The sequence below is a fragment of the Pseudomonas lurida genome (assembly GCF_002563895.1).
In the GTDB taxonomy this organism is placed as follows: domain Bacteria; phylum Pseudomonadota; class Gammaproteobacteria; order Pseudomonadales; family Pseudomonadaceae; genus Aquipseudomonas; species Aquipseudomonas lurida.
In genome coordinates, this window is sequence record NZ_PDJB01000001.1 from 4,047,357 (window position 1) to 4,069,169 (window position 21,813).

General features: G+C 61.2%; 19 protein-coding genes and 2 pseudogenes. 19 read left to right on the plus strand and 2 right to left on the minus strand.

Annotation, left to right across the window (positions count from 1 at the left end; all coding sequences use genetic code 11):
• Positions 1 to 24: 24 nt before the first annotated feature.
• The 7 genes from ATH90_RS18235 (at position 25) to ATH90_RS18265 (ending at position 8,526) form a co-directional block, all read left to right on the plus strand.
• Positions 25 to 1,470, plus strand: a complete 1,446-nt coding sequence (locus ATH90_RS18235) for a carotenoid oxygenase family protein (protein ID WP_098466954.1) — start codon at positions 25 to 27, stop codon at positions 1,468 to 1,470.
• Between the two features lie 223 nt (positions 1,471 to 1,693).
• The gene (locus ATH90_RS18240) at positions 1,694 to 2,545 is read left to right on the plus strand and encodes a fumarylacetoacetate hydrolase family protein (protein WP_098466955.1); all 852 of its coding nucleotides are present in this window, start codon (positions 1,694 to 1,696) and stop codon (positions 2,543 to 2,545) included.
• Positions 2,546 to 2,548: 3 nt separating this feature from the next.
• Complete coding sequence (locus ATH90_RS18245; protein WP_098466956.1) at positions 2,549 to 3,367, plus strand: IclR family transcriptional regulator; 819 nt, start codon at positions 2,549 to 2,551, stop codon at positions 3,365 to 3,367.
• Positions 3,368 to 3,388: 21 nt separating this feature from the next.
• Positions 3,389 to 5,035 carry a bifunctional 3-(3-hydroxy-phenyl)propionate/3-hydroxycinnamic acid hydroxylase gene (locus ATH90_RS18250; RefSeq protein ID WP_098466957.1) on the plus strand — a complete coding sequence of 549 codons (1,647 nt, stop codon included), beginning with the start codon at positions 3,389 to 3,391 and terminating at the stop codon, positions 5,033 to 5,035.
• A 22-nt stretch (positions 5,036 to 5,057) separates the two neighbouring features.
• A complete protein-coding gene (locus ATH90_RS18255; protein WP_098466958.1) occupies positions 5,058 to 5,906 on the plus strand; it encodes a VOC family protein in 849 nt (282 codons plus the stop codon).
• 70 nt (positions 5,907 to 5,976) lie between these two features.
• Positions 5,977 to 7,455: an aldehyde dehydrogenase family protein gene (locus ATH90_RS18260; protein ID WP_098466959.1), complete on the plus strand. Its 1,479-nt coding sequence runs from the start codon at positions 5,977 to 5,979 to the stop codon at positions 7,453 to 7,455.
• Positions 7,456 to 7,527: 72 nt separating this feature from the next.
• The gene (locus ATH90_RS18265; protein WP_098466960.1) at positions 7,528 to 8,526 is read left to right on the plus strand and encodes a helix-turn-helix domain-containing protein; all 999 of its coding nucleotides are present in this window, start codon (positions 7,528 to 7,530) and stop codon (positions 8,524 to 8,526) included.
• Positions 8,527 to 8,538: 12 nt separating this feature from the next.
• On the opposite strand, the gene ATH90_RS18270 is transcribed toward ATH90_RS18265, so the two are convergent.
• The gene (locus ATH90_RS18270; protein ID WP_098466961.1) at positions 8,539 to 9,474 is read right to left on the minus strand and encodes an AraC-like ligand-binding domain-containing protein; all 936 of its coding nucleotides are present in this window, start codon (positions 9,472 to 9,474) and stop codon (positions 8,539 to 8,541) included.
• 359 nt (positions 9,475 to 9,833) lie between these two features.
• Between ATH90_RS18270 and ATH90_RS29410 the strand changes: the two genes are divergently transcribed.
• From ATH90_RS29410 to ATH90_RS18315, 11 genes and pseudogenes are all read left to right on the plus strand, one after another.
• Complete coding sequence (locus ATH90_RS29410; RefSeq protein ID WP_170041135.1) at positions 9,834 to 9,995, plus strand: hypothetical protein; 162 nt, start codon at positions 9,834 to 9,836, stop codon at positions 9,993 to 9,995.
• Between the two features lie 42 nt (positions 9,996 to 10,037).
• The gene (gene oxdA / locus ATH90_RS18275; protein WP_098466962.1) at positions 10,038 to 11,096 is read left to right on the plus strand and encodes an aliphatic aldoxime dehydratase; all 1,059 of its coding nucleotides are present in this window, start codon (positions 10,038 to 10,040) and stop codon (positions 11,094 to 11,096) included.
• An 84-nt stretch (positions 11,097 to 11,180) separates the two neighbouring features.
• Positions 11,181 to 12,047, plus strand: a complete 867-nt coding sequence (locus tag ATH90_RS18280; protein ID WP_098466963.1) for a transporter — start codon at positions 11,181 to 11,183, stop codon at positions 12,045 to 12,047.
• Between the two features lie 189 nt (positions 12,048 to 12,236).
• Entirely contained in the window at positions 12,237 to 13,751 is a 1,515-nt protein-coding gene (locus tag ATH90_RS18285; RefSeq protein ID WP_098466964.1) for an amidase, read from the plus strand.
• Between the two features lie 71 nt (positions 13,752 to 13,822).
• Entirely contained in the window at positions 13,823 to 14,416 is a 594-nt protein-coding gene (nthA, locus tag ATH90_RS18290) for a nitrile hydratase subunit alpha (protein ID WP_069077825.1), read from the plus strand.
• Positions 14,417 to 14,457: 41 nt separating this feature from the next.
• Entirely contained in the window at positions 14,458 to 15,120 is a 663-nt protein-coding gene (gene nthB, locus ATH90_RS18295; protein WP_069077824.1) for a nitrile hydratase subunit beta, read from the plus strand.
• Complete coding sequence (locus ATH90_RS18300) at positions 15,117 to 16,376, plus strand: GTP-binding protein (RefSeq protein ID WP_098466965.1); 1,260 nt, start codon at positions 15,117 to 15,119, stop codon at positions 16,374 to 16,376. The genes nthB and ATH90_RS18300 overlap by 4 nt, the downstream gene beginning before the upstream one ends.
• A gap of 354 nt (positions 16,377 to 16,730) precedes the next feature.
• A pseudogene (locus ATH90_RS29970) lies at positions 16,731 to 17,393 on the plus strand (PAS domain-containing protein); the annotation flags it as partial.
• Between the two features lie 48 nt (positions 17,394 to 17,441).
• A pseudogene (locus ATH90_RS29975) lies at positions 17,442 to 17,663 on the plus strand (methyl-accepting chemotaxis protein); the annotation flags it as partial.
• A gap of 93 nt (positions 17,664 to 17,756) precedes the next feature.
• Positions 17,757 to 19,397 (plus strand): AMP-binding protein, encoded by a 1,641-nt coding sequence (locus tag ATH90_RS18310; protein WP_098466967.1) that lies wholly within the window; start codon positions 17,757 to 17,759, stop codon positions 19,395 to 19,397.
• Positions 19,398 to 19,455: 58 nt separating this feature from the next.
• Positions 19,456 to 20,019 (plus strand): TetR/AcrR family transcriptional regulator, encoded by a 564-nt coding sequence (locus ATH90_RS18315; RefSeq protein ID WP_098467697.1) that lies wholly within the window; start codon positions 19,456 to 19,458, stop codon positions 20,017 to 20,019.
• A 63-nt stretch (positions 20,020 to 20,082) separates the two neighbouring features.
• On the opposite strand, the gene ATH90_RS18320 is transcribed toward ATH90_RS18315, so the two are convergent.
• Positions 20,083 to 20,565, minus strand: a complete 483-nt coding sequence (locus tag ATH90_RS18320) for an Lrp/AsnC family transcriptional regulator (protein WP_017478880.1) — start codon at positions 20,563 to 20,565, stop codon at positions 20,083 to 20,085.
• A 184-nt stretch (positions 20,566 to 20,749) separates the two neighbouring features.
• On the opposite strand from ATH90_RS18320, the gene ATH90_RS18325 reads away from it, so the two are divergent.
• Positions 20,750 to 21,790, plus strand: a complete 1,041-nt coding sequence (locus ATH90_RS18325; protein ID WP_069078744.1) for a zinc-dependent alcohol dehydrogenase family protein — start codon at positions 20,750 to 20,752, stop codon at positions 21,788 to 21,790.
• Positions 21,791 to 21,813: the final 23 nt, after the last annotated feature.

The window sequence follows — 21,813 nt, forward strand, 5'->3', positions numbered from 1 at the left end:
CGAACCGATCAATGAGATAACCCGATGAATACGCCATTCCCCAACACCCCGGAGTTTTCCGGGGCACTGTATGCACCCAGCCGCGTCGAGGGCGACGTGTATGACCTTGAGATCGAAGGCGCCCTTCCCGAGGCGATCCGTGGCGCCTTTTACCAGGTATCACCCGACCCGCAGTACCCGCCCATGCTCGGCAGCGATATTTTCTTCAATGGCGATGCCTTGGTCAGCGGCTTTTATTTTGCCGATGGCAAGGTCTCACTGCGCCGCCGCTATGTGCTGACCGATCGCCTGGTCGCCCAGCGCCGCGAAGGGCGTTCGCTCAATGGTGTGTACCGTAACGTCTACACCAACGACCCGCTGGCGGCCAAGAACAACACCACCGCTAACACGTCGGTGATCCCGCACAACAACGTCCTGCTGGCCCTCAAGGAGGATGCCATGCCCTGGGCGCTGGACCCGCAGACCCTGGAGACCCTCGGCGAGTGGAATTTCGACGGGCAGATCGACGCCGCGACGTTCACTGCCCACCCCAAGCTCGACCCCGTCACGGGAAACCTGCTGGCCTTCAGTTACGAAGCCAAGGGCGACGGCACACCCGACATGGCCTATTTCGAGATATCGCCGGAGGGCAAGCTGCTGCATGAAATCTGGTTCCAGGCGCCCTACGCCGCGATGGTCCACGACTTCGCGGTCACGGAAAGGTATGTGGTGTTCCCGCTGATCCCGTTGACGGTGGACGTCGAGCGCATGAAAAAAGGCGGCCAGCATTTTCAGTGGCAGCCCGAGTTGCCCCAGCTGTTTGCCGTAGTGCCCCGCCACGGCCATGCGCGCGACGTGCGCTGGTTCAAAGGGCCCAAGGACGGCTTCCAGGGCCATACCCTGAATGCGTTCGATGAAGACGGCAAAGTCTATGTGGACATGCCGGTTACCGGCGGCAACATCTTCTATTTCTTCCCCCAGGCGGACGGTTTCGTACCGCCGCCGGAGACCCTGGCCGCCAGCCTGATGCGCTGGACATTCGACCTGAACAGTGCGCAGGATGAGCTGCAACCCCAGGCGCTGACGGACTATCCCTGCGAATTTCCCCGCTGCGATGACCGCTACATCGGCCGCAAGTATGAACATGGGTTCCTCCTCGCCTTCGATCCAGAGCGCCCGTACAACCCGTCGAACGGGCCGATGCCATTCCAGTTTTTCAACCTGCTGGTTCACCTCAACCTCACGACCGGTGTCACCGATGCCTGGTTTCCCGGCGACAGTGGCTGTTTCCAGGAACCCATTTTTATTCCGCGCTCCGCGCAAGCCGCAGAAGGCGATGGCTATGTCGTCTGCCTGCTCAACCTGATCGCCGAAGGCCGCAGCGAACTGGTGGTGCTGGACGCCACTGACATGGCCGCCGGCCCCCTCGCACGCATCAAGATCCCGTTCCGCATGCGCATGTCACTGCACGGCTGCTGGGCACCGCGCTAAGTCGCACCCTCCCTCTCCTACAAGCAACACGCCCGTGACCATCCACTTGCTGGAAGGACGCGGGCTGCCCGATTGCCGGTCTGGATCCGATGATCGAACAGAAAAATCGCATTTATTTCGCATTGCAGGATTTATGCATAAATCCCACTTTACAGGATTAATGCGCAGGACTAGATTGAACCCATTGCCGCCATCTCCCGCATCCTTTTCGAGAGGACACTTCATGAAACTCGCAAGCTTCAGTCTTCACGGTCGCACAACCTACGGTGTGGTCGACGGTGATCAACTGATAGACCTGGAATCGGTCAAACCCACCTTTGGCACCGACCTAAAGCACGCCATCGCCGCCAATCGCCTGGGGGAACTGACCCCAGCCGTGCTCGCGCCACTGCCCCGCGTGCCAGTGGCCGACGTGACCTTCCTGCCAGTGATCGCCAATCCCGGCAAAGTGCTGTGCATCGGCATCAACTACGCCACCCACGTGCGTGAGACCGGGCGTGACATGCCGACTTATCCAATGATCTTCACGCGCTTCGCCGACAGCCAGGTCGCGCACCTGCAGCCGATCATCCGTCCGAAGGTGTCGCACAAACTGGATTTCGAAGGCGAGCTCGCGGTGGTCATCGGCAAAACCGCAAGGCACGTCAACGCCGCGGACGCGCTGGACTACGTGGCCGGCTATGCCTGCTACAACGATGGCAGTGTGCGCGACTGGCAGAAGCACACGCTCCAATTCGTGCCCGGCAAGAATTTCCCCCAAACCGGTGGATTCGGCCCCTGGATGGTGACCCGCGATGAGATCAGCGACCCGCAGGAGCTGGAACTGACCACGCGCCTGAACGGCGAAGTGATGCAACACACCCGCACCAGCGACATGATTTTCGACGTGCGCCAGTTGATCGAGTACTGCTCCACGTTCACCGAACTGGCACCCGGCGACGTGATTGTCAGCGGCACCACCGGTGGCGTCGGAGCCTTCCGCGAACCGCCGGTGTGGATGAAGCCCGGCGACACCGTCGAAGTCGAGATAAGCGGCATCGGCCTCCTGCGCAACAGCATCGCCGACGAGCAGTGAGTCATGAATCTACTTGAATCAGAACGCCCGTCTGAGCTGGAAGCCGATAGCAAAGGCTCCAGCCTGGAACGCATGCTGCGGGTGCTGGATCTGTTCACCGAGGCCAGCCCGATCTGGGCGGTGGACGAAATGGGCGCTGCGCTGGGTTACACCCGCTCGACCATCTACCGCTACGTACGCGAACTGGCCGAGGCGAGCCTGTTGTTTCAGGTCGAAGCCGGACGCTATGCGCTGGGCGCACGGATCATCACCTGGGACCGCCAGTTGCGCCTGAGCGACCCTCTGGTGCGCGCGGCGCAGTCGCTGGAACAGGCTCTGCCACGCTGGAGCGAGCAACAGGTGTGGCTGATCTGCCGGCTGTTCAAGGATCAGGTGGTGTGTATCCACCAGCATGGCGAATTGTTCAGTGAGGTCAGCTACTCCCGGGGCTCACCCAGGCCGTTGTTCCTTGGCGCGACATCGAAAGCGATCCTCGCCAACATGACCTCGCGCCAGCACCGCCAGCTGTTCCTGGAAAACCCGGACGAAGTGCGCGCCAGCCACTTGGGCCAGACCTGGGAACAATTCCGGCGCGCGCTGCAGCAACTGCGTCGCCAGGGCTATGTCGCCAGTGCGGCGGAAATCGATCCCGGCGTCTACGGCCTTGCGGCACCGATCTTCGACAGCGACGGCAAGGTGCTGGGCAGCATCAGTTGCGTGCGCCCGATCCAGGAGCGCGACAACACCCAGGAAGCGCAACAAGGGGAACAGATGCTGGCCCTCGCGCAGACACTCTCGCAACGCATGGCGGCCTTGACTCACCGCCCCGCGCAGCCGGACTGAAACCTTTGGAAGGGAATAACAATGACAACCCTCAACAGCTTCAGCACTCAAGTCCTGATCATCGGCGCCGGCCCCACCGGACTGACCCTGGCCAACCTGCTTGGCCAGGGTCAGGTGGATACCCTGATCATCGACCGCAAGGCCGGCACCGTGACCGAGCCCCGCGCTGTCTCGATCGACGATGAATCCCTGCGCACCATGCAGGCGATCGGGCTGGACGCCGCCGTGCTACGCGATGTGGTGCCCGGCTACGGCGTGCATTACTTCACCCGCGCGGGCGGGCGTTGCTTTGGCAAGGTCGAGCCCACCGGCAAGGTGTATGGGTTTCCCAAACGCAATGCCTTTCGCCAGCCACTGTTCGAACACACACTGAAGACCGGCCTTGAGCGCTTTGCGAGCGTGACGGCTCGCTTCAATCATGAACTGCTGGAGTTCACTCAAGACGCGCACGGCGTGCGCGCCCTGATCATGGACGCCGATGGCCAATTGCTCGACGTCAAGGCCAACTACCTGGTCGCCTGCGACGGCGGCCGCAGCCCGGTGCGCAAGCAACTGGGAATCGAGATGGTCGGGTCGAGCTTCTCCTCGCGCTGGCTGGTGGTCGATACCGACCAGGACGAAGACCCGTTCTGGCAGACCCGCGTGTACTGCGATGCCCGGCGCCCGGTGGTAGAAGTTCCCGGCCCGCACCGTACGCGGCGTTTCGAATTCATGCTCCGCCCGGACGAAACCGAGGACCAAGTGCTCAGCCCGCAAAGCCTGCACACGCTGCTGCGTCCGTTCAAAGGCGATGCCCCGGTGTCAATCGTGCGCAAGACGGTCTACACCTTTCACGCCCGCGTGGCCGAGCGCTGGCAGGTGGGCCGCGTATTGCTCGCCGGCGATGCCGCACACCTGACCCCGCCTTACGCTGGGCAAGGGATGAACAGCGGCGTGCGCGATGCACACAATCTGGGCTGGAAGTTGATCGGCGTACTCAACGGCAAATTGGCCGTGACCGCCTTGCAGTCCTACGAAAGCGAACGGCGCGGGCATGCCTGGGCCTTGATCAAGTTGGCGCTGAACCTGGGCGTGGTCATGGCGCCGGCTACCGTGCTGCGGGCTCGCCTTATCAGCGCAGCATTCGCATTGGTCGGCCTGGTGCCGCCGCTGCGCGACTATTTCCTGCAGATGCGCTTCAAGCCAAAACCACGCTTTATCCAAGGCCTGGTACTGCCCGACGGCAAGGCCGGAAAGCTGGCCTGTGGGCAAATGTTTCCTCAGCCGCTGCTGACCGATGCCCAAGGCCACACCCAGTTGCTGGACGCGAGCATCGGTGCCGGCTTTGCCCTGATCCAATATGGCGACCCTACTCGCCAGCGCCTTGATGAACTGCGCCACGGTCTTTGGGATCACCTGGAGGCCAAGCGCATCCTGATCCTGCCTGCGCACGTCCAGGCCCTGCCTTCGCTGCCTGGCTGCACCGTACTTCAAGACCATGAGGATGCGCTCAAGGACCTGCTCGGCGACAGCCAAACGTTTGTGTTGCTGCGCCCTGATCGCTATGTCGCCGCCCTCTTCGACCGGACCACCCAAGACCAGGCCGCCGCCGCCTTGCAGGCGCTGTTCGGCATCCCCCCGACAAGCGCCTGCGCGGATCAACCGGCCATGGCCCCCGTCTACCCCTGAACCTTCAGCCCCAGAGGTGTTTATGCAAACCTTGCAGACTTCTACCCCCGCACGCTTGTGCTACTTGCACCTGGCGAGCAAAGCGCCCCAGCAGCAAGTTGACTTCTATCAGCGCCTGCTGGACATGGACGGCCTGGCGCAGGCAGACGGCAGCTGGCTGCTCCAGGGGCCGCAACGGGCCATGCTGATCTCGCCCGCCGACCACAGCGGCCTGCTCGCGGCCGCGTACGACCTGGGCAGCCAAGCGCGCTTGAGCGAACTGCGCACGCGCCTGGTGGGCAAGGGTTGTAGCGTCGAAGCGCTCGACTCGCCGCTGCTGGAAGCCGGCGCCTTTCAAATCCGTGACCCCCAGGGCCGGCAGACCGTGTTTGGCGTGTCGCGTGGCGCCGTCGCCACCGACCGCAAGGGCATGCCGGGTCGCCTGCAGCATGTGGTGTTCCAGACCACGGAACTGGAAGCGATGATCGACTTCTACGTCAACACGGTCGGGTTCACGGTCTCGGACAATGTCGTCGATGAGCAGAGCGGCCAGCTCACGACCTGCTTCCTGCGTTCAGACGACGAGCACCACTCGCTGGCGTTTTTCCGCGGTTCGAAAAACGAATGGGATCATCACTGTTACGAAACCAACGAGTGGAATGACATTCGCGACTGGGGCGACCGTTTCGCCAAGGAGCGGATTACATTGTTCTTTGGCCCGGGTCGCCACGGTCCGGGCAATAACCTGTTCTTCATGGTGGTCGATGCCGATCGCAATCGCCTGGAGTTCTCGGCGGAGCTGGAAATTACCGAAGCTGGCCGCGCGCCAGGCGTCTGGCCCCAAGAGGAATACACCCTCAACTCCTGGGGACGCGCCTGGATCCGCAGCTGAAAAGACACACTTCAACGGGTCTGCCCTCACCCACCCTCAATCAACGCGGCTACCTGCCCAAGGTAAGACAATGACAATTAAAACCTTCGCGACCTACGCCATCAGCGGCGACCAATACATCAACGGCACCTGGCGCACAGGTCGTTCGACACGCCGCCTGGATGACCGTAACCCGTTCAACGGCGAACGCTTGCTGGAAATGCCCCTGGCCTCGGTGGCCGACCTGGATGACGCCTACCAGGCTGCCCAGCGCGCACAGACCGACTGGGCAGCGCTGCACCCGACCCAGCGCGGTGCGCAGCTGGAAAAACTCGCCCAAGTCATTCAGGACCGTAGCGAAGAAATCATCGACTGGCTGATCCGTGAGTCCGGCAGTACCCGTATCAAGGCGGGGATGGAATGGCAGTTCACCCTCAACCTGGTTCGCGAGTGCGCAACGCTGCCGATGCAGGTTGAGGGGCGGATCCTGAGCAGCTACAAGCCTGGCGAACAGAGCTTCGTGTTTCGCGAGCCGCTGGGCGTGGTCGGCGTCATCAGCCCCTGGAATTTCCCGCTGTACCTGAGCATGCGCTCGGTGGTCCCGGCCCTGGCGCTGGGCAATACCGTGGTGCTCAAGCCCGCCAGTGACACGGCGGTCACCGGTGGCCTGCTGATTGCGCATCTGTTCGAAGAAGCCGGGTTCCCCGCGGGTTCGCTGAATGTGGTGGTCGGCGCGGGCTCGGAGATTGGTGATGCATTCGTCGAGCACCCGATACCAAGCCTGATCTCCTTCACCGGTTCCACCGACGTGGGCCGCAATGTCGGACGCATCGCCACCGGCGGCAAGCACATCAAGCGCGTGGCGCTGGAACTGGGCGGCAACGCACCGCTGGTGGTCCTGGACGATGCGGACATCGAGATCGCGGCGCATGCCGCCGTGGTCGGGCGGTTCCTGCATCAGGGCCAGATCTGCATGAGCGTCAACCGCGTCATTGTCGATCGTTCGCTGTATGCCGACTTCGCCGCGCTGGTGGTCGAGCGCGTGCGCAACCTCAAGACCGGTGACCCGGCCAAGGCCGATACGGTAATCGGGCCGGTGGTCAACCAGAGCCAGCTCGATGGCCTGCTGGGGAACATCGACGCAGCCGAACGTGCCGGCCTCACGCAACTGTGTGGCGGCCAGGCGCAGGGGCTGGTGCTGCCGCCCCATGTCTTCGGCGATGTGGGCGCCGACCAGGCATTGGCCCGCGATGAAACCTTCGGCCCGTTATTGCCATTGATGATTGCACGCAATCAGGCCCACGCCCTGGAATTGGCCAACGCAAGCGAATATGGTCTATCCAGCGCCGTGTTCACCCGGGACATGGCGCGCGGCCTCAGTTTTGCGCGTGGCATCGTGGCGGGCATGACCCATATCAACGACATCACCGTCGATGATCAACCCAATGCACCGTTCGGTGGCGAGAAGAACTCCGGCCTTGGGCGTTTCAACGGTCACTATGCCCTGGATGAGTTTACCCGGGCCCATTGGGTCACCTGGCAAGCAGGGAGCCACCGCTACCCATTCTGATCGCATGCCAGAATCGGGCAAGGCACTGTCCTTGCCCCTTCAGCCATAACAACAAGACAGAAGGCGAAACCAATGAATAACCTAGCCTGTGTGTCCACCGAACAGGTCGTTCGCTCTGACCGGCTGATGAAGTGGAAAGAGTTCATGAGCGACCACCTGGGCCGCACGCCGGAGTATATAAAGCGCCTGGAAGCCACACACATCGACCCGTTGCACAACGGTAACTTCCAGGGGCGGCTGGAATACGGCGACCTGGGCCAGCTGCGTTTCTGCCGCATGACCGCCAGTGCCCATCGCTATTCACGCCACTTGAGCAAAGCGCTCGATGTCGTCGACACGCCGCGCATGCTGATCCTGCAAGTCGCCGGTGTCAGTCACTTCGAGCAAGGCCAGCAAAGCAGTACCGTCGCACCGGACGAAATGCTCCTGGTCGATTGTGGCAAGCCCTTCAGCGTCACCAGCACCCAGGGTTGCGAACACTTTATCCTGCTGTTCCAGGGCGCCGCCGGGCAACTGACGCAGACCGGCGACATGCACTTGAGTGGCCGCAACGGGCTGGGGCGTATGCTGATGCACCTGATCAGCGACGCTTACCATCAATACCCGTTGCTCAACAGCCAGTCGGCCGGACTGATCGGCGACAGCATCGCCGGGTTGCTGAACAACGCCTTGAAGAACAAGCAAGATGAAAAGCAACTGGACCACGACTTCCGTTTCTTCAAACAGAATCGCCTCAAGGCCTATATCGAGCGCCACCTGGCCGACCGCGACCTCAGCATCGAGCGTATCGCCAATGCCGAACAATGCTCGGTGCGCAGCTTGCACCGGGCCTTTCAGGATGAATTGGGCTGCAGCGTCAGCGAGTATATCTGGCAGCGCCGGTTATCCCGTTGCGCCGAGGACCTGCGCAACCGCGAACAGGCCCATCGCTCACTCACCGAGATTGCCTATGCCTGGGGCTACGGCAGCAGTTCGCATTTCAGCCGGCACTTCAAATCGACATTCGGTATGTCACCACGACTGTTCCGGGAAACGGCCAGCGACAACCGCGCTCAATCGTCAGCCGTCTGAGCGCGAAGCACCTCAATTGCGGCGCAAAAGGGTATTCGGTGCAACGCCAAAGGCCTTGCGAAATGCATGGCTGAAATGGGAAAAGTCGGAAAACCCGAAGTCCAGCGCCGCCTGGGACACGCTGCGCACCTGGCCGCGCTCGATCGCTTCACGGCTGGCATTCAGGCGCTCTCTCCAGATCTCGGCAACGGGGGTTTTCTGGTAGCGCGCGAACGCACGTGTCACGGTTCGCGTGGACACATTATGGGCCTGCGCGATGACGTCGATGGACAGGTCCGGCTCGGTCAAGTGCCGCTGGATGTACTGCATGATACGACCGTAGAGGTCCAGCTCCTGGTGGGTTGTCTTCAGGTCCTGGAGTTCCAGGCTTATCACCAGCAGGTCAATCAATGCGCCGGAATAACGATTGGAGATGTGCTCATCCTGCAACGACATCGGCGAGCTGGCGGCCTGGCGCAACATTTCACGCAAGGGAACGACGCCGGGGCGGCGGTCGTCGAGGACCATCGCAGTGTAATCGGCGATTCGTGGCAGACGCTCGGTCAGTAAGGCACGCGGAATACGGACCAAGTGGTTTTCGGTACCACCGAAGCTGAATCGAAACGCCTGTGTTGCGTCATAAAGAAACAAATTTCCAGTTGCCAGATTGGCTTTCCTTCCGCCTTGCTCAATTTGTCCATGGCCATTTCGGGAGAACCCCAGCCATAAATCTTCAGCCGGGCCGCTGCGCAAGTGTCGCTCGGAACGCTCCCAGTAATGCAGCGGCGAAGACAGCGAACAGATGTCCAGGTCGCCAAGCGTGTTGATCGCGAGCGCGCCATCAAAACTGCTCTGGGACAAGGGTTTGCTGTCTGCTGCCAGACAATGGCGGCACACCACTTCCTTCCAGTAATCAAAGCGACGCGGTGCCGACACTGCAAGGGTTGAATACTGAGTGCTCGGGTTCATGACACTGACCTCGACATCAATGCAAAAGGCGCTAGATAAGGTGTAACTTGCGGCCGATTTTCAACCATCAGAAGCAATTTACAGGCCAAGCACCGGGGCAGTCCGCCCAAGCACGCTGCCGTGCGATGTCCAATGCAACACTCCCCAGGCCGCTGGCGATTGCCTGCGCCGCCCTCCCCATTTAGAGGCACGGCACGTCACGCGGTTGGCGCAGGTGCACCAACGCGGACCACGGCGCAATGTCAGGTCCTGCGGTGTCTTTTCCAACCAAACGGTTGTCCCGTCGAACAAAGCGCCCCCTTGCCACCCAGCCTAATTTCAACCTCACAGCAGCCCATACCCCGCTGATGAGGTACGCCATGCATCGACACTATTCACAACAATTGGCTGATTCCTCCTGGCTTCTGCAGAGGCGCGACCTTGCCCCTGAAGAGTCGGCTTATTGGTTGATTGAATGGGGGGCCATGACGCTGCTGCACCGACGGCAAGCCGCCAAGCGCGACCTGCCGGCGAAGCGCTGACGCCCACCCGTAGGCCTGAACGAAAATAACGAGGAGCTCACCATGGAATCTGCAATCGATACACATCTCAAATGCCCACGCACCCTGTCCCGCCGGGTGCCCGACGAGTATCAACCGCCGTTCCCGATGTGGGTCGCGCGCGCTGATGAGCAACTGGAACAAGTGGTGATGGCTTACCTCGGCGTGCAATATCGCGGCGACGCCCAGCGCGAGGCCGCGTTGCAGTCGATGCGCCACATTGTCGGCAGTTTCAGTCTGGCCGATGGCCCTCAGACCCATGATTTGACCCACCACACCGACAGCAGTGGGTTTGATAACCTGATTGTGGTCGGGTACTGGAAAGATCCTGCCGCCCACTGTCGCTGGTTACGCTCCCCCCAGGTGAATGACTGGTGGAGTTCGCCGGATCGGCTCAGTGAGGGCCTGGGCTACTTCCGCGAAATCACCGCCCCACGCGCCGAGCAGTTCGAGACCCTGTACGCCTTCCAGGAAAACTTGCCCGGTGTCGGCGCGATCATGGATACCACCAGTGGCGAGATCGAAGAACACGGTTACTGGGGCTCGATGCGCGACCGCTTCCCGATCTCCCAGACGGACTGGATGAAACCCACCAGTGAGCTGAAAGTGATCGCGGGTGACCCTGCCAAGGGTGGGCGGGTCGTGGTCCTGGGGCATGACAACCTCACGCTGATCCGCTCAGGCCAGGACTGGGCGGATGCCGAGGCGGACGAACGCTCGCTGTACCTCGATGAGATTTTGCCGACCTTGCAGGATGGCATGGACTTCCTGCGTGACAACGGCCAACCGCTGGGCTGCTACAGCAACAGGTTCGTGCGCAATATCGACATTGACGGCAACTTTCTCGACGTGAGCTACAACATCGGCCACTGGCGCTCGGTGGAGAAACTCGAACGCTGGGCAGAGTCGCACCCTACCCACCTGCGTATCTTCGTGACGTTCTTCCGCGTGGCCGCTGGGTTGAAAAAGCTCCGGCTGTACCACGAAGTGTCCGTGTCAGACGCCAAGAGCCAGGTATTCGAGTACATCAACTGTCACTCGCAGACCGGCATGTTGCGCGACGCGCTGTCGCCCACCGCCTGAGCGCCGTCGGCGCTTACCCCCCCATTTCCTGCTTCCTTGCCACCCTCACCGGGTGGCGCGGTTTCCTGTGCGAGGAATAAAAAGATGAACAAGATCCGCCTGCTGACACTTTCCACCCTGTTGCCCGCGCTGCATGCGAACGCCGGCGAAGTAGCCCCTGGCGACTATGAGCAGTACCCGGTCGGCGCGACCATCGGTGCGATTTATTACCAGCACTCCACCACGGACTCGGCGTACGCCAACGGGCACAAGGTCAGTTCTGACTACACGTTGAGCTCAGACGTCGGCATTCTGCGTCTGCTCCATGTCTACGCGCTGAGTGACACAGTCACCATCGACCCGCAATTCCTGCTGCCTTTCGGGCACGTCTCCAGTGGCGGTGACGCCTCGACGCTGGGCAGTACCCGTGGCATCGGCGACTTGATCCTCACCGCACCGTTCAAGTGGCGGCTCAACGAAGCCCGCGACACCCTCAGTATTGCCCCCTATCTGTATGTACCCACTGGCACTTATGACAAGGATGACGCGCTCAATATCGGCGAGAACCGTTGGAAGTTCGAACTGCAGAGTGCCTACGTCAAGCACTTCACGGAAAAATGGGCAATGGACCTGGTCGGCGGCGCCACGTGGTATGGCGACAACACCGATTATGGTGCGAATGCCGACCGTCTGAAGCAAGACGTTTCCTATGCAGCACAGATCATGGGGCGTTACATGCCAGACGCCACCACAGCGTTTGGTATCGGCTTGGGGCGCACCTGGGGAGGTGAGACGAACGTCGAGCACGTCAATCAGGATAACGAGTTGGGTACAACCAACTTCCGTCTGACGGCCACCAAATTCGTCACTCCCCAGGACCAGATCCAGCTGCAGCTGGGCAGGGATCTCTCGGTGGACAACGGCGCCAAGGAAGACTTCCGCATGAACCTGCGCTACGCCCGCGTGTTTTGACACACGCGTCCATCGGACAGCGACCCCAGCCCTCTGCTGCCTTGGCGCAGGGCTGTCCGGCTCAGCCAAGTCGCTGTCTTTTTCAACCAAGCCTCCGACTGGAGGCGCGGACTATCTTGAGCACCAGGCCCACTGACCTTGATGAGTATGCAGTGCTCTTCGGCCACAGACGATAAGGACAGCCCCACCATGGCAATCGTTCGCCCCACCCTTGAGCAGCTATTGGATATCGCGAGCCGCCTGCACATGCAGCTCAGCCCCGAGCAAGCGCGGGAATACTTGCCGCTGATGCAGGCGAGCTTCGACGCCTATGACCTGATTGACGAGCTGCCCGATTTCATCCCACTTGTACGTTACGAACGCAGCTCGGGCTATCGCCCATCGGCTGCGCACAACCCACTCAACGCCTGGTACGTCCGAACGGAAGTCAGCGGTGCCCGTGACGGCAAACTGGCGGGTAAAACGGTCGCACTCAAGGACAATATCTCACTGGCTGGCGTGCCCATGATGAATGGTGCCAAGCCACTGGAAGGTCACGTTCCATCGTTCGACGCCACCGTCGTCACCCGATTGCTCGACGCGGGCGCAACCATCCTCGGCAAGGCGACATGCGAGCACTACTGCCTGTCCGGTGGCAGCCACACCTCCGACCCCGCACCGGTTCACAACCCTTACCGCCACGGGTTTGCCTCGGGTGGGTCGTCTTCCGGCAGCGCGGCGTTGGTCGCTGCGGGCGAGGTCGACCTGGCAGTCGGCGGTGACCAGGGCGGCTCGATCCGGATTCCTTCCGCATTCTGCGGCACTTACGGGATGAAGCCTACCCACGGCCTGGTGCCTTACACCGGGATCATGGCCATCGAAGCGACGATCGATCATGCCGGCCCCATTACCGCCAATGTGCGAGACAACGCCTTGATGTTGGAGGTCATGGCTGGAACGGACGGGCTCGATCCCCGGCAAGCCGCGCCCCGGGTCGACACGTACAGCGATTACCTGGAACGCGGTGTGAGCGGCCTGAGGATCGGCGTCCTGCGTGAAGGCTTCGAACTGGCCAACCAGGATCCGCGCGTGGCGTCGTCTGTACGCAATGCCATCGCACGGTTTTCGCAACTGGGCGCGCATGTCGAGGAGGTGTCGGTGCCTGAGCACAAGATCGCCGGTTCGCTGTGGCACCCCATCGGCTGTGAGGGCCTGACGATGCAGATGATGCACGGCAATGGGGCGGGCTTTAACTGGGAAGGGCTGTATGACCTGGGGTTGCTGGACAAGCAAGCCGGATGGCGCGATCAGGCGGATGACCTGTCTGCCTCTCTCAAGCTGTGCATGTTCGTCGGCCAATACGGTGTGGAGCGCTACAACGGGCGTTTCTACGCCAAGGCGCAAAACCTCAGGCGCCTGGCACGCTCGGCCTATGACGCGGCCTTGGCGCGCTACGACCTGCTGGTGATGCCGACCGTCCCGATCATTGCCCAGCCCCACCCGGAACCGGGTTGCTCGATCACTGAGTACGTGGCTCGAGCACTGGAAATGATCGGCAATGCCTCGGCCCAGGACATCACTGGCCACCCTGCCATGTCGATCCCCTGCGGTCTGGTAGACGGTCTGCCTGTGGGGCTCATGCTGGTGGGCAAGCACTATGCCGAAGGCACGATTTACCAGGCTGCCGCGGCGTTCGAGGCGTCTGTCGACTGGAAAGACTGTTAGCCGCCCCCCGCAGCGCAAAAAGAACAAGCCGCCAGGCGCTGCCCAGAAGCTCAATGATGAGGAATAAACCGATGACCACACCTGAAAAAAACACATCAACCCCGGGCGAACGAGCACAAGCGTTACTGCAAGTGCTCAAGCAGAAGGACCTGATCCCCGACGGTTACATCGAGCATATGACGCAACTGATGGCGCACGAATGGAGCCCGGAGAATGGCGCTCGAGTTGTGGCCAAGGCCTGGGTAGACCCGCAGTTTCGCGAACTGCTGCTCAGGGACGGCACCGCCGCGTGTGCTCAATTTGGCTACACCGGCCCGCAGGGTGAATACATTGTTGCCCTGGAAGACACGCCCCACCTGAAAAACGTGATTGTGTGCAGCCTGTGCTCCTGCACCAATTGGCCCGTCCTCGGCTTGCCGCCGGAGTGGTACAAGGGCTTCGAATTCCGCGCGCGGCTGGTGCGCGAAGGGCGCACCGTCCTGCGCGAACTGGGCACGCAACTGCCGGACGACGTCACCATCAAGGTGTGGGATACCAGCGCCGAAAGCCGCTATCTGGTGCTGCCTATGCGACCGCAGGGGAGCGAGTCCATGGATGAAGAGGCGCTTCGAAAATTGATCACCAAGGATGTCCTTATCGGCGTGGCGCTACCGCACGTCGCGTAACCGGGGCGCTTTGTTTCCTTCACTTTTCAGAGGTATTCACGATGGATGGTTTTCACGATCTCGGTGGTTTTCAAGGCTTTGGCAAGGTCCCTCACACCATTAACAGTCTGAGCTATAAACAGGTATTCAAGCAGGACTGGGAACACCTGGCCTACAGCTTGATGTTCATCGGTGCCGATCACTTGAAAAAATTCAGCGTGGACGAAGTGCGCCACGCCGTCGAGCGCCTGGATGTCCGCCAACATGTCGGCACCCAGTACTACGAACGCTATGTCATTGCGACCGCCACCCTGCTGGTCGAAACAGGCGTCATCACCCAGGCGGAACTCGATGAGGCCTTGGGCTCCCACTTCAAGCTGGCCAATCCCGCTCAGGCTGAAGGTCGCCCGGCGATCACCGGTCGACCGCACTTCGAGGTGGGCGACCGGGTTGTCGTGCGAGACGAGTACGTGGCCGGGCATACCCGCATGCCAGCCTATGTGCGTGGCAAGGCAGGCGTGGTGCTGCACCGCACATCGGAGCAGTGGCCGTTCCCGGACGCGATTGGCCATGGCGACCTGAGTGCGGCGCACCAGCCGACCTACCACGTCGAGTTTCGCGTGAAAGATCTCTGGGGAGACGCGGCAGATGATGGTCTCGTGGTGGTCGATCTTTTCGAAAGCTACCTGGACCACGCCGATGGCGCTCAAGCGGTGAAAGCATGAGTGACGGCGCCCTGACAGGCCGACTGCCGGTGACGGTGCTTTCCGGCTTCCTCGGCGCCGGCAAAACCACCCTGCTCAACCATATCCTGCGCAATCGCGAAGGCCTCAGGGTGGCGGTCATCGTCAATGACATGAGCGAGGTCAACATTGATGCCCAGGAGGTGCAGCGCGATGTGTCACTGCACCGTGGCAGCGATGAGTTGATCGAGATGAGCAATGGCTGCATCTGCTGCACGCTGCGCGCCGATTTGCTCGAGCAGATCAGTGCCCTGGCGCGCCAGCAGCGTTTCGATTACCTGCTCATTGAGTCCACTGGGATCTCTGAGCCGATGCCGGTTGCGGAGACGTTCGCCTTCCTGGACGCCGAAGGCTTCAGCCTCAGCGAGTTGGCACGGCTTGATACCTTGGTGACGGTGGTCGATGGCAGCCGTTTCCAGGCGTTGCTTGAGTCACCGGACACCGTGCACCGCGAGGCGGCACAGGAGGATACGCCCAAGCGCCATCTGGCAGACCTGCTGATCGAGCAAGTGGAGTATGCCAACGTCATTCTCGTCAACAAACTCGACCTGATCGATGAGCCTGGCTACCAGGCCTTGCACGCGGTCCTCGCAGGCCTTAACCCGACCGCGCGGATCGTGCCAATGACGCAGGGTAGCGTTGAGCTGTCCGATATCCTCGGCACCCACCTGTTTGATTTACCCCGCCTTGCGGCGTCGCCGGGCTGGATGAAGACAATGGAGGCCAGCGACGCACCGGCCTCCGAGTCGGATACCTATGGCGTGACGTCCTGGGTGTACCGCGAGCGCGCCCCTTTTCACCCGAAGCGACTGTTCGATTTTCTCCAGCGACCCTGGTGCAACGGGCGACTGCTGCGCAGCAAAGGTTACTTTTGGCTGGCCAGCCGACACCTTGAAATCGGCCTGCTGGTGCAAAGTGGCAAGCACTTCCAGTGGGACTATGTCGGCCGCTGGTGGAACTTCATCGAGCCGTCGCAATGGCCCCGGGATGAATATCGGTTGCAGAGCATCATGGCCAAGTGGGACAGCATCGTCGGGGACTGCCGGCAGGAGTTGGTCTTCATCGGCCAGGATCTGGACACCCATAGGTTGCAACACGAACTCGACAACTGCCTGCTGAGTGCCCAGGAAATCGCCGCCGGCCCGTCGGCCTGGCAAGCCCTGCCGGGAGCGACAGCCTTTGACACCCGGGCCTTGTCGGCAGGCCCCTCCCCCCTCCCGCAGGCGGATCCCATTTGACCGAGGTAGAGGTGCTCCATGCTTTTTTTCAGCAGAACCACCCGTTGGGTACTGGCGCCGCTTGCCGAGAGGCTGGAACAGCCAGACCAGCCGAGCACGCCGTTATCGTCGAACAACCCGTTATTGCGCCGCATTCTGTCAGGCGTCGATCAACTGCTACAGGAGCGGCGTGCCTTGGAGGAGCAAGCGCGCGCACTGACATTGAACGTCAGCCAATTGGACGAACGCCTGGCCTGCCGCGACAAGCATTTGCGCGAACTGGAGACACGCTGGGCACTGATCACCCAAGGTGCAGATGAACTGTTCTGGTCGCTGCAACTGGCTGCAAACGGCGCTCCCGCGCCGGAATGTGCGATGGAGTGGACGGGATCGGCGTCGATCCAGGCCCAAGGTATTGATCAGCTTGGCCGTTGGAGCGAACAGCTACATCCCGCTGATCGGCAACCGCACCTGGGGGCGCTTGCCCGGCATCTTGCCGACCGCAGTGGGCGGACGCCCTTTGCGCTGGAGGTGCGCCTGAAGGCCACATCAGGCGGTGACTATCGCTGGTGCACGATCAGCGGTAACGCAAGCCGTGACCCGCAAGGCGTACCTCTTGCCATCGGTGGGACCCTTCGTGACATTCACGAACAACGCCTGCACAACGAGACACTTGAACTGGCGGCCACACGTTTCGACATTTCCAGGGAAATGCTGCACGACGGGCTCTGGGACATCGAGGTGGTGGCCGGAGACCCTGCGAATCCGAAAAATACCATCTGGTGGTCGTCGCAAATGCGTCGACTGCTGGGGTGCAGCACGGTTGAGGAGTTCCCCAACACCCTGGAAAGCTGGACTTCGCGCCTGCATCCCGACGACAGCGAACGGGCGATCGCAGCGTTTGTCGCCCACGTTGACGACCGCAGCGGCAAGACACCGTTTGATGTGGATTATCGACTCAAGCATAAAAGTGGCGCTTACCGCTGGTTTCGCGGCCGGGGGCAAACGCGTCGCTCACCGGACGGTTCCCCGCAACGCGTGGTGGGCGCCATCACCGATATCCATGCCCACCATGAAGAAAGCACGATGCGTGAGGCGCAGGCGGAACAACATCGGGTGATGCAGGACACGCTCAGCAAGTTGACGCACATTGTCGCCACCATCCAGGGCATTGCCAGCCAAACCAACCTGCTGGCGTTGAACGCCGCCATCGAAGCAGCACGCGCCGGCGAGGCCGGGCGCGGGTTTGCCGTGGTCGCTGATGAAGTTCGCAAGCTGGCCACTCGAACCAGCCAGGCCACACAGCAAGCGGCCGAAATGATGGACAGCTAGCGACAACAAAGCACGCGCACTGGGCGTGCCCACACAGAACATCCTCCAACAATAACAATCAGGTACGGTATGCGCGATTACGACTCGGCAGTGACATCTTTCAATTATCGACAGCTGGCCGCACAGGACTTGCACGGCGAGCTGGGGGCCATGAACGCCTGCATCGAATGCTGCGACCGACACGCCCTGGGTGATGCCGTGGCGTTGTACTGCGAAACGCAGGATGGCCGCGCCACGCGCTACACGTTCAGCGAACTGCAGGCCCACGCTGCGCGCTTCGGCAACTTCCTACGCGAGCAAGGGGTCAAGCCGGGAGAGCGTGTAGCGGGCCTGATGCCACGCACGGTTGAACTGTTGATTGCCATTTTGGGGACCTGGCGCATCGGCGCGGTCTACCAACCGCTCTTCACCGCATTCGGCCCCAAGGCGATCGAGCAGCGCCTGGGTTGCTCCGAGGCGCGCTGGGTGGTGACCGATGCCCATAATCGCCCCAAGCTGGACGACGTCATCGACTGCCCACGCATCATCGTGACCGGCGCTGACCCACGCAACCCGGACGATTACGACTTCTGGACCGCCCTGGATCGTCAACAAGCCGATTGTGCGCCTGAGTTGCTGGACGCCAGTGCGCCGTTCCTGCTGATGTGCACGTCAGGCACCACGGGGCCGGCCAAGCCATTGGAAGTGCCATTAAGCGCCATCCTGGCCTTCAAGGGCTATATGCGTGATTCGATTGACCTGCGAGAGGACGACCATTTCTGGAACCTCGCCGACCCCGGCTGGGCCTATGGTTTGTATTACGCGGTGACCGGCCCGCTGGCATGTGGCCGTGCCACGCTGTTCTATGACGGCCCTTTCGCGGTGGACAGTACGTGCCGGATCATTGCCAAGTATGCGATCACCAACCTGGCCGGATCGCCGACCGCCTACCGCCTGCTGATCGCGGCGGGGGCTGCGTTCGCCGACACCGTACGCGGTCACCTGCGCGTCATCAGCAGTGCCGGCGAACCCCTCAACCCGCAGGTCATCCGTTGGTTTGCCGAGGAACTCGGCGTGGTCATCCACGACCATTATGGCCAGACTGAAATCGGCATGGTGCTGTGCAACCACCACGGCCTGCGTCACCCGGTACGTGAGGGCTCAGCCGGTTATGCGGTTGCGGGGTACCGGATTGTCGTGCTGGATGAAGCTCATCGGGAACTGCCACCTGGCCGGCCAGGCGTGTTGGCGGTGGATCGCGAGCGCTCGCCCCTGTGCTGGTTCGACGGCTACCTGGGGATGCCTACCCAGGCGTTTGTCGACCGTTATTATCTGAGCGGCGATATCGTGGAGCTCAATGACGACGGCAGTATCAGCTTCGTGGGCCGTAACGACGACGTGATCACCACCTCCGGCTATCGCGTCGGACCTTTCGATGTGGAAAGTGCGCTGATCGAACACCCTGCGGTGGTTGAAGCAGCGGTGATTGGTAAACCGGACCCGCAACGCACTGAGTTGATCAAGGCGTTTATCGTACTGAGCGGTCAATACCTACCAAGCACCGAGTTGGCGGAAGTCCTGCGCCTGCATGTCCGGCAGCGCCTGGCCGCACACGCGTACCCGAGGGAAATCGAGTTCGTCGAACACCTACCCAAGACACCCAGTGGCAAATTGCAGCGGTTCATTCTGCGCAACCAGGAAATCGCAAAGCAGCAGGCGTTCGACACATGACCCAAGGCCGGGGCCGTCGGCCGTGGTCGCGTGTGCGCAACACAGCGTACGTGTTGTGCTGAGTCGCTCGGAATTCCAGCGCAGAGCCCTGGAGTTGTTCCAGGAGCGCAGTTTCAGCCAGGTCAGCATGCGTGAACTGGCGGCGCATATCGGCATCACTCCGGGCGCGATTTATCACCACGTGGAAAGCAAGGAAGCACTGCTTTTCGAGTGGCTGATGGAGCTGTATCAGACGTTGTTGTCGCACGTCGAGCTGATCAAGAAGCGAAGACTGACGCCCGCGCAACGTCTGACAAAACTGATCGAAGGCCACCTTCGATTGCATGAACACATGGCCGGGCAGTTCAAGCTGGCCGTCATGGACACCGGCTGCCTGAACGCGCCGATGGAAGCACGTGTACGGCGATTGAGGGACGCTTATGAGTCAGAAATACTGAGCCTGGTGGGGCAGCTATGTCATCAGCCTGGTGGCCCCTTGCGCGAAGGTGCACTGCAGGCCATCGTGCCCATGCTGAACAGCCTGCCAGCATGGCTGAGCCCGATGATGGACAAAGCCCAGCGCCGGGTCATCGCCCAGGCCATCGTCAATGCGGTCGTCCAGGCGATAAAGGCCCTGCCGTGAGCCAGGTAAGCAATGCGCCTGGACAGGGCCCGGTAATCAGGCCACCGCCCGGATCCGAGGTCCTCAGATACTCAGGAGCTCGGCCACTGGAAAACGGTGGGTGGTCTTCATTTCTCGCAGTGAAAGGTTCGAGCGGATACTCAATACGCCCGGGAGCTTTCTCAGCACTTTTTCCACGAATCTGCTGTAGCTGTCCAAATCTCTTGCGACGACTTGAAGTAAAAAATCCGCTTCGCCAGTTGTATTGTGACAACTGAGCACCTGCGGCGCCGACGCTATGATTTTCTCAAATTTTTCCGTGGCTTCTTCACTGTGATCGCTGCAGGAAATCTGCACGAACGCCATCACCCCCAGGCCCAGTTTCCGGCGATTCAGGATGGCTTGATACCCCTCGATCACACCGCATTCTTCCAGGCGTTTCTGCTTGCGCCAGCAAGACGCTTCGCTGAGGGAAAGTTGCTCCGCCAACTTGACGTTCGAGAGTCGCCCATCTCGCTGCAGTCGCTCCGATATTGCAATATCCACCTTATCCAGACGCTCAAGCATGGTTGATCCTTTCAATTATGTAGGAGCTCACGAAGATTAATTTCATTCATTGCCCACTATCAACCGCAATCTGAAAAGCAATTTCAAGGCATTCGCACATAATGGATCAGCACTGATTCGAGCCGCCACGCACCTGAAACCCATCGAATACAGCGTCGTGTCCATCCAAGCAGAGGTGACTTTCATGAAAGCAGTTGTCTACGAAGCCTTTTCCCAACCGCCGCGCCTGATGAACGTCGAAGACCCGACGCCGGAGCGTCACGGCGTGGTCATACAGGTGCGGGGCACGGGGGTCTGCCGCAGCGACTGGCACGGCTGGAAGGGGCATGATCCGGACATCCAACTGCCGCATGTTCCCGGGCATGAGCTTGCCGGCATCGTGACGGCGGTTGGCAGGGATATCACCCGGTGGAAGGTCGGCGACCGTGTAACGGTGCCTTTTGTCGGCGGGTGTGGCGCCTGTCCCGAGTGCAACAGCGGTAACCAGCAAGTCTGCAATACGCAGTTTCAACCGGGCTTCACTCATTGGGGGTCGTTTGCGGAGTACGTCGGCATACACCAGGCCGACCTGAACGTCGTCGCACTCCCGCAGAGCATGGACTTCGCGACTGCTGCGAGCCTGGGCTGCCGCTTCGCCACTTCATTCCGCGCCGTCGTTGACCAAGGCAACGTCAGCGCCGGACAGTGGGTCGCGGTGCATGGCTGCGGAGGCGTGGGCCTGTCCGCCGTGATGATCGCCCAGGCCCTCGGCGCCAATGTCATCGCCATCGATATTTCGCCGGAAAAACTCGAACTGGCACGCGCGCTCGGCGCCGTTGCAACCGTGAACGCACACAGCGTTGCGGACGTCACCGAAGCCGTGCTGGAAATCACCCAGGGGGGCGCCCACGTATCGCTGGATGCATTGGGCCATCCCACCACGTGCTTCAACTCCATCAACAACCTGCGCCGTCGAGGCAAGCACGTCCAGGTAGGCCTGATGCTCGCGGACCACGCCACGCCGGCGATCCCCATGGGCAAGGTCATCGCGCACGAGCTTGAGATCTACGGCAGCCACGGCATGCAAGCACATCGTTATGACGCCATGATCCAGATGATCACCTCGGGAAAACTGGCGCCGGAAAAACTCGTGGGTAAAACCATCAGCCTGGCGCAGTCCATCGACGCGTTGATGAACATGGACCGCTTCGAGACCGCTGGCGTAACCGTCGTGACCGAGTTCTAGAGCACACAGGACGCAACCGTACA

Bases quoted from the DNA above. Each gene is read 5' to 3' on its own strand.
- ATH90_RS18265 (WP_098466960.1), top strand. From the start codon at position 7,528: ATGAATAACCTAGCCTGTGTGTCCACCGAACAGGTCGTTCGCTCTGAC.
- ATH90_RS18255 (WP_098466958.1), top strand. From the start codon at position 5,058: ATGCAAACCTTGCAGACTTCTACCCCCGCACGCTTGTGCTACTTGCAC.
- ATH90_RS18240 (WP_098466955.1), top strand. From the start codon at position 1,694: ATGAAACTCGCAAGCTTCAGTCTTCACGGTCGCACAACCTACGGTGTG.
- ATH90_RS18280 (WP_098466963.1), top strand. From the start codon at position 11,181: ATGAACAAGATCCGCCTGCTGACACTTTCCACCCTGTTGCCCGCGCTG.
- ATH90_RS18300 (WP_098466965.1), top strand. From the start codon at position 15,117: ATGAGTGACGGCGCCCTGACAGGCCGACTGCCGGTGACGGTGCTTTCC.
- ATH90_RS18285 (WP_098466964.1), top strand. From the start codon at position 12,237: ATGGCAATCGTTCGCCCCACCCTTGAGCAGCTATTGGATATCGCGAGC.
- ATH90_RS18250 (WP_098466957.1), top strand. From the start codon at position 3,389: ATGACAACCCTCAACAGCTTCAGCACTCAAGTCCTGATCATCGGCGCC.
- nthA (WP_069077825.1), top strand. From the start codon at position 13,823: ATGACCACACCTGAAAAAAACACATCAACCCCGGGCGAACGAGCACAA.
- oxdA (WP_098466962.1), top strand. From the start codon at position 10,038: ATGGAATCTGCAATCGATACACATCTCAAATGCCCACGCACCCTGTCC.
- ATH90_RS18325 (WP_069078744.1), top strand. From the start codon at position 20,750: ATGAAAGCAGTTGTCTACGAAGCCTTTTCCCAACCGCCGCGCCTGATG.
- ATH90_RS18235 (WP_098466954.1), top strand. From the start codon at position 25: ATGAATACGCCATTCCCCAACACCCCGGAGTTTTCCGGGGCACTGTAT.
- ATH90_RS18310 (WP_098466967.1), top strand. From the start codon at position 17,757: ATGCGCGATTACGACTCGGCAGTGACATCTTTCAATTATCGACAGCTG.
- ATH90_RS18260 (WP_098466959.1), top strand. From the start codon at position 5,977: ATGACAATTAAAACCTTCGCGACCTACGCCATCAGCGGCGACCAATAC.
- ATH90_RS18245 (WP_098466956.1), top strand. From the start codon at position 2,549: ATGAATCTACTTGAATCAGAACGCCCGTCTGAGCTGGAAGCCGATAGC.
- nthB (WP_069077824.1), top strand. From the start codon at position 14,458: ATGGATGGTTTTCACGATCTCGGTGGTTTTCAAGGCTTTGGCAAGGTC.
- ATH90_RS29410 (WP_170041135.1), top strand. From the start codon at position 9,834: ATGCATCGACACTATTCACAACAATTGGCTGATTCCTCCTGGCTTCTG.
- ATH90_RS18270 (WP_098466961.1), bottom strand. From the start codon at position 9,474: ATGAACCCGAGCACTCAGTATTCAACCCTTGCAGTGTCGGCACCGCGT.
- ATH90_RS18320 (WP_017478880.1), bottom strand. From the start codon at position 20,565: ATGCTTGAGCGTCTGGATAAGGTGGATATTGCAATATCGGAGCGACTG.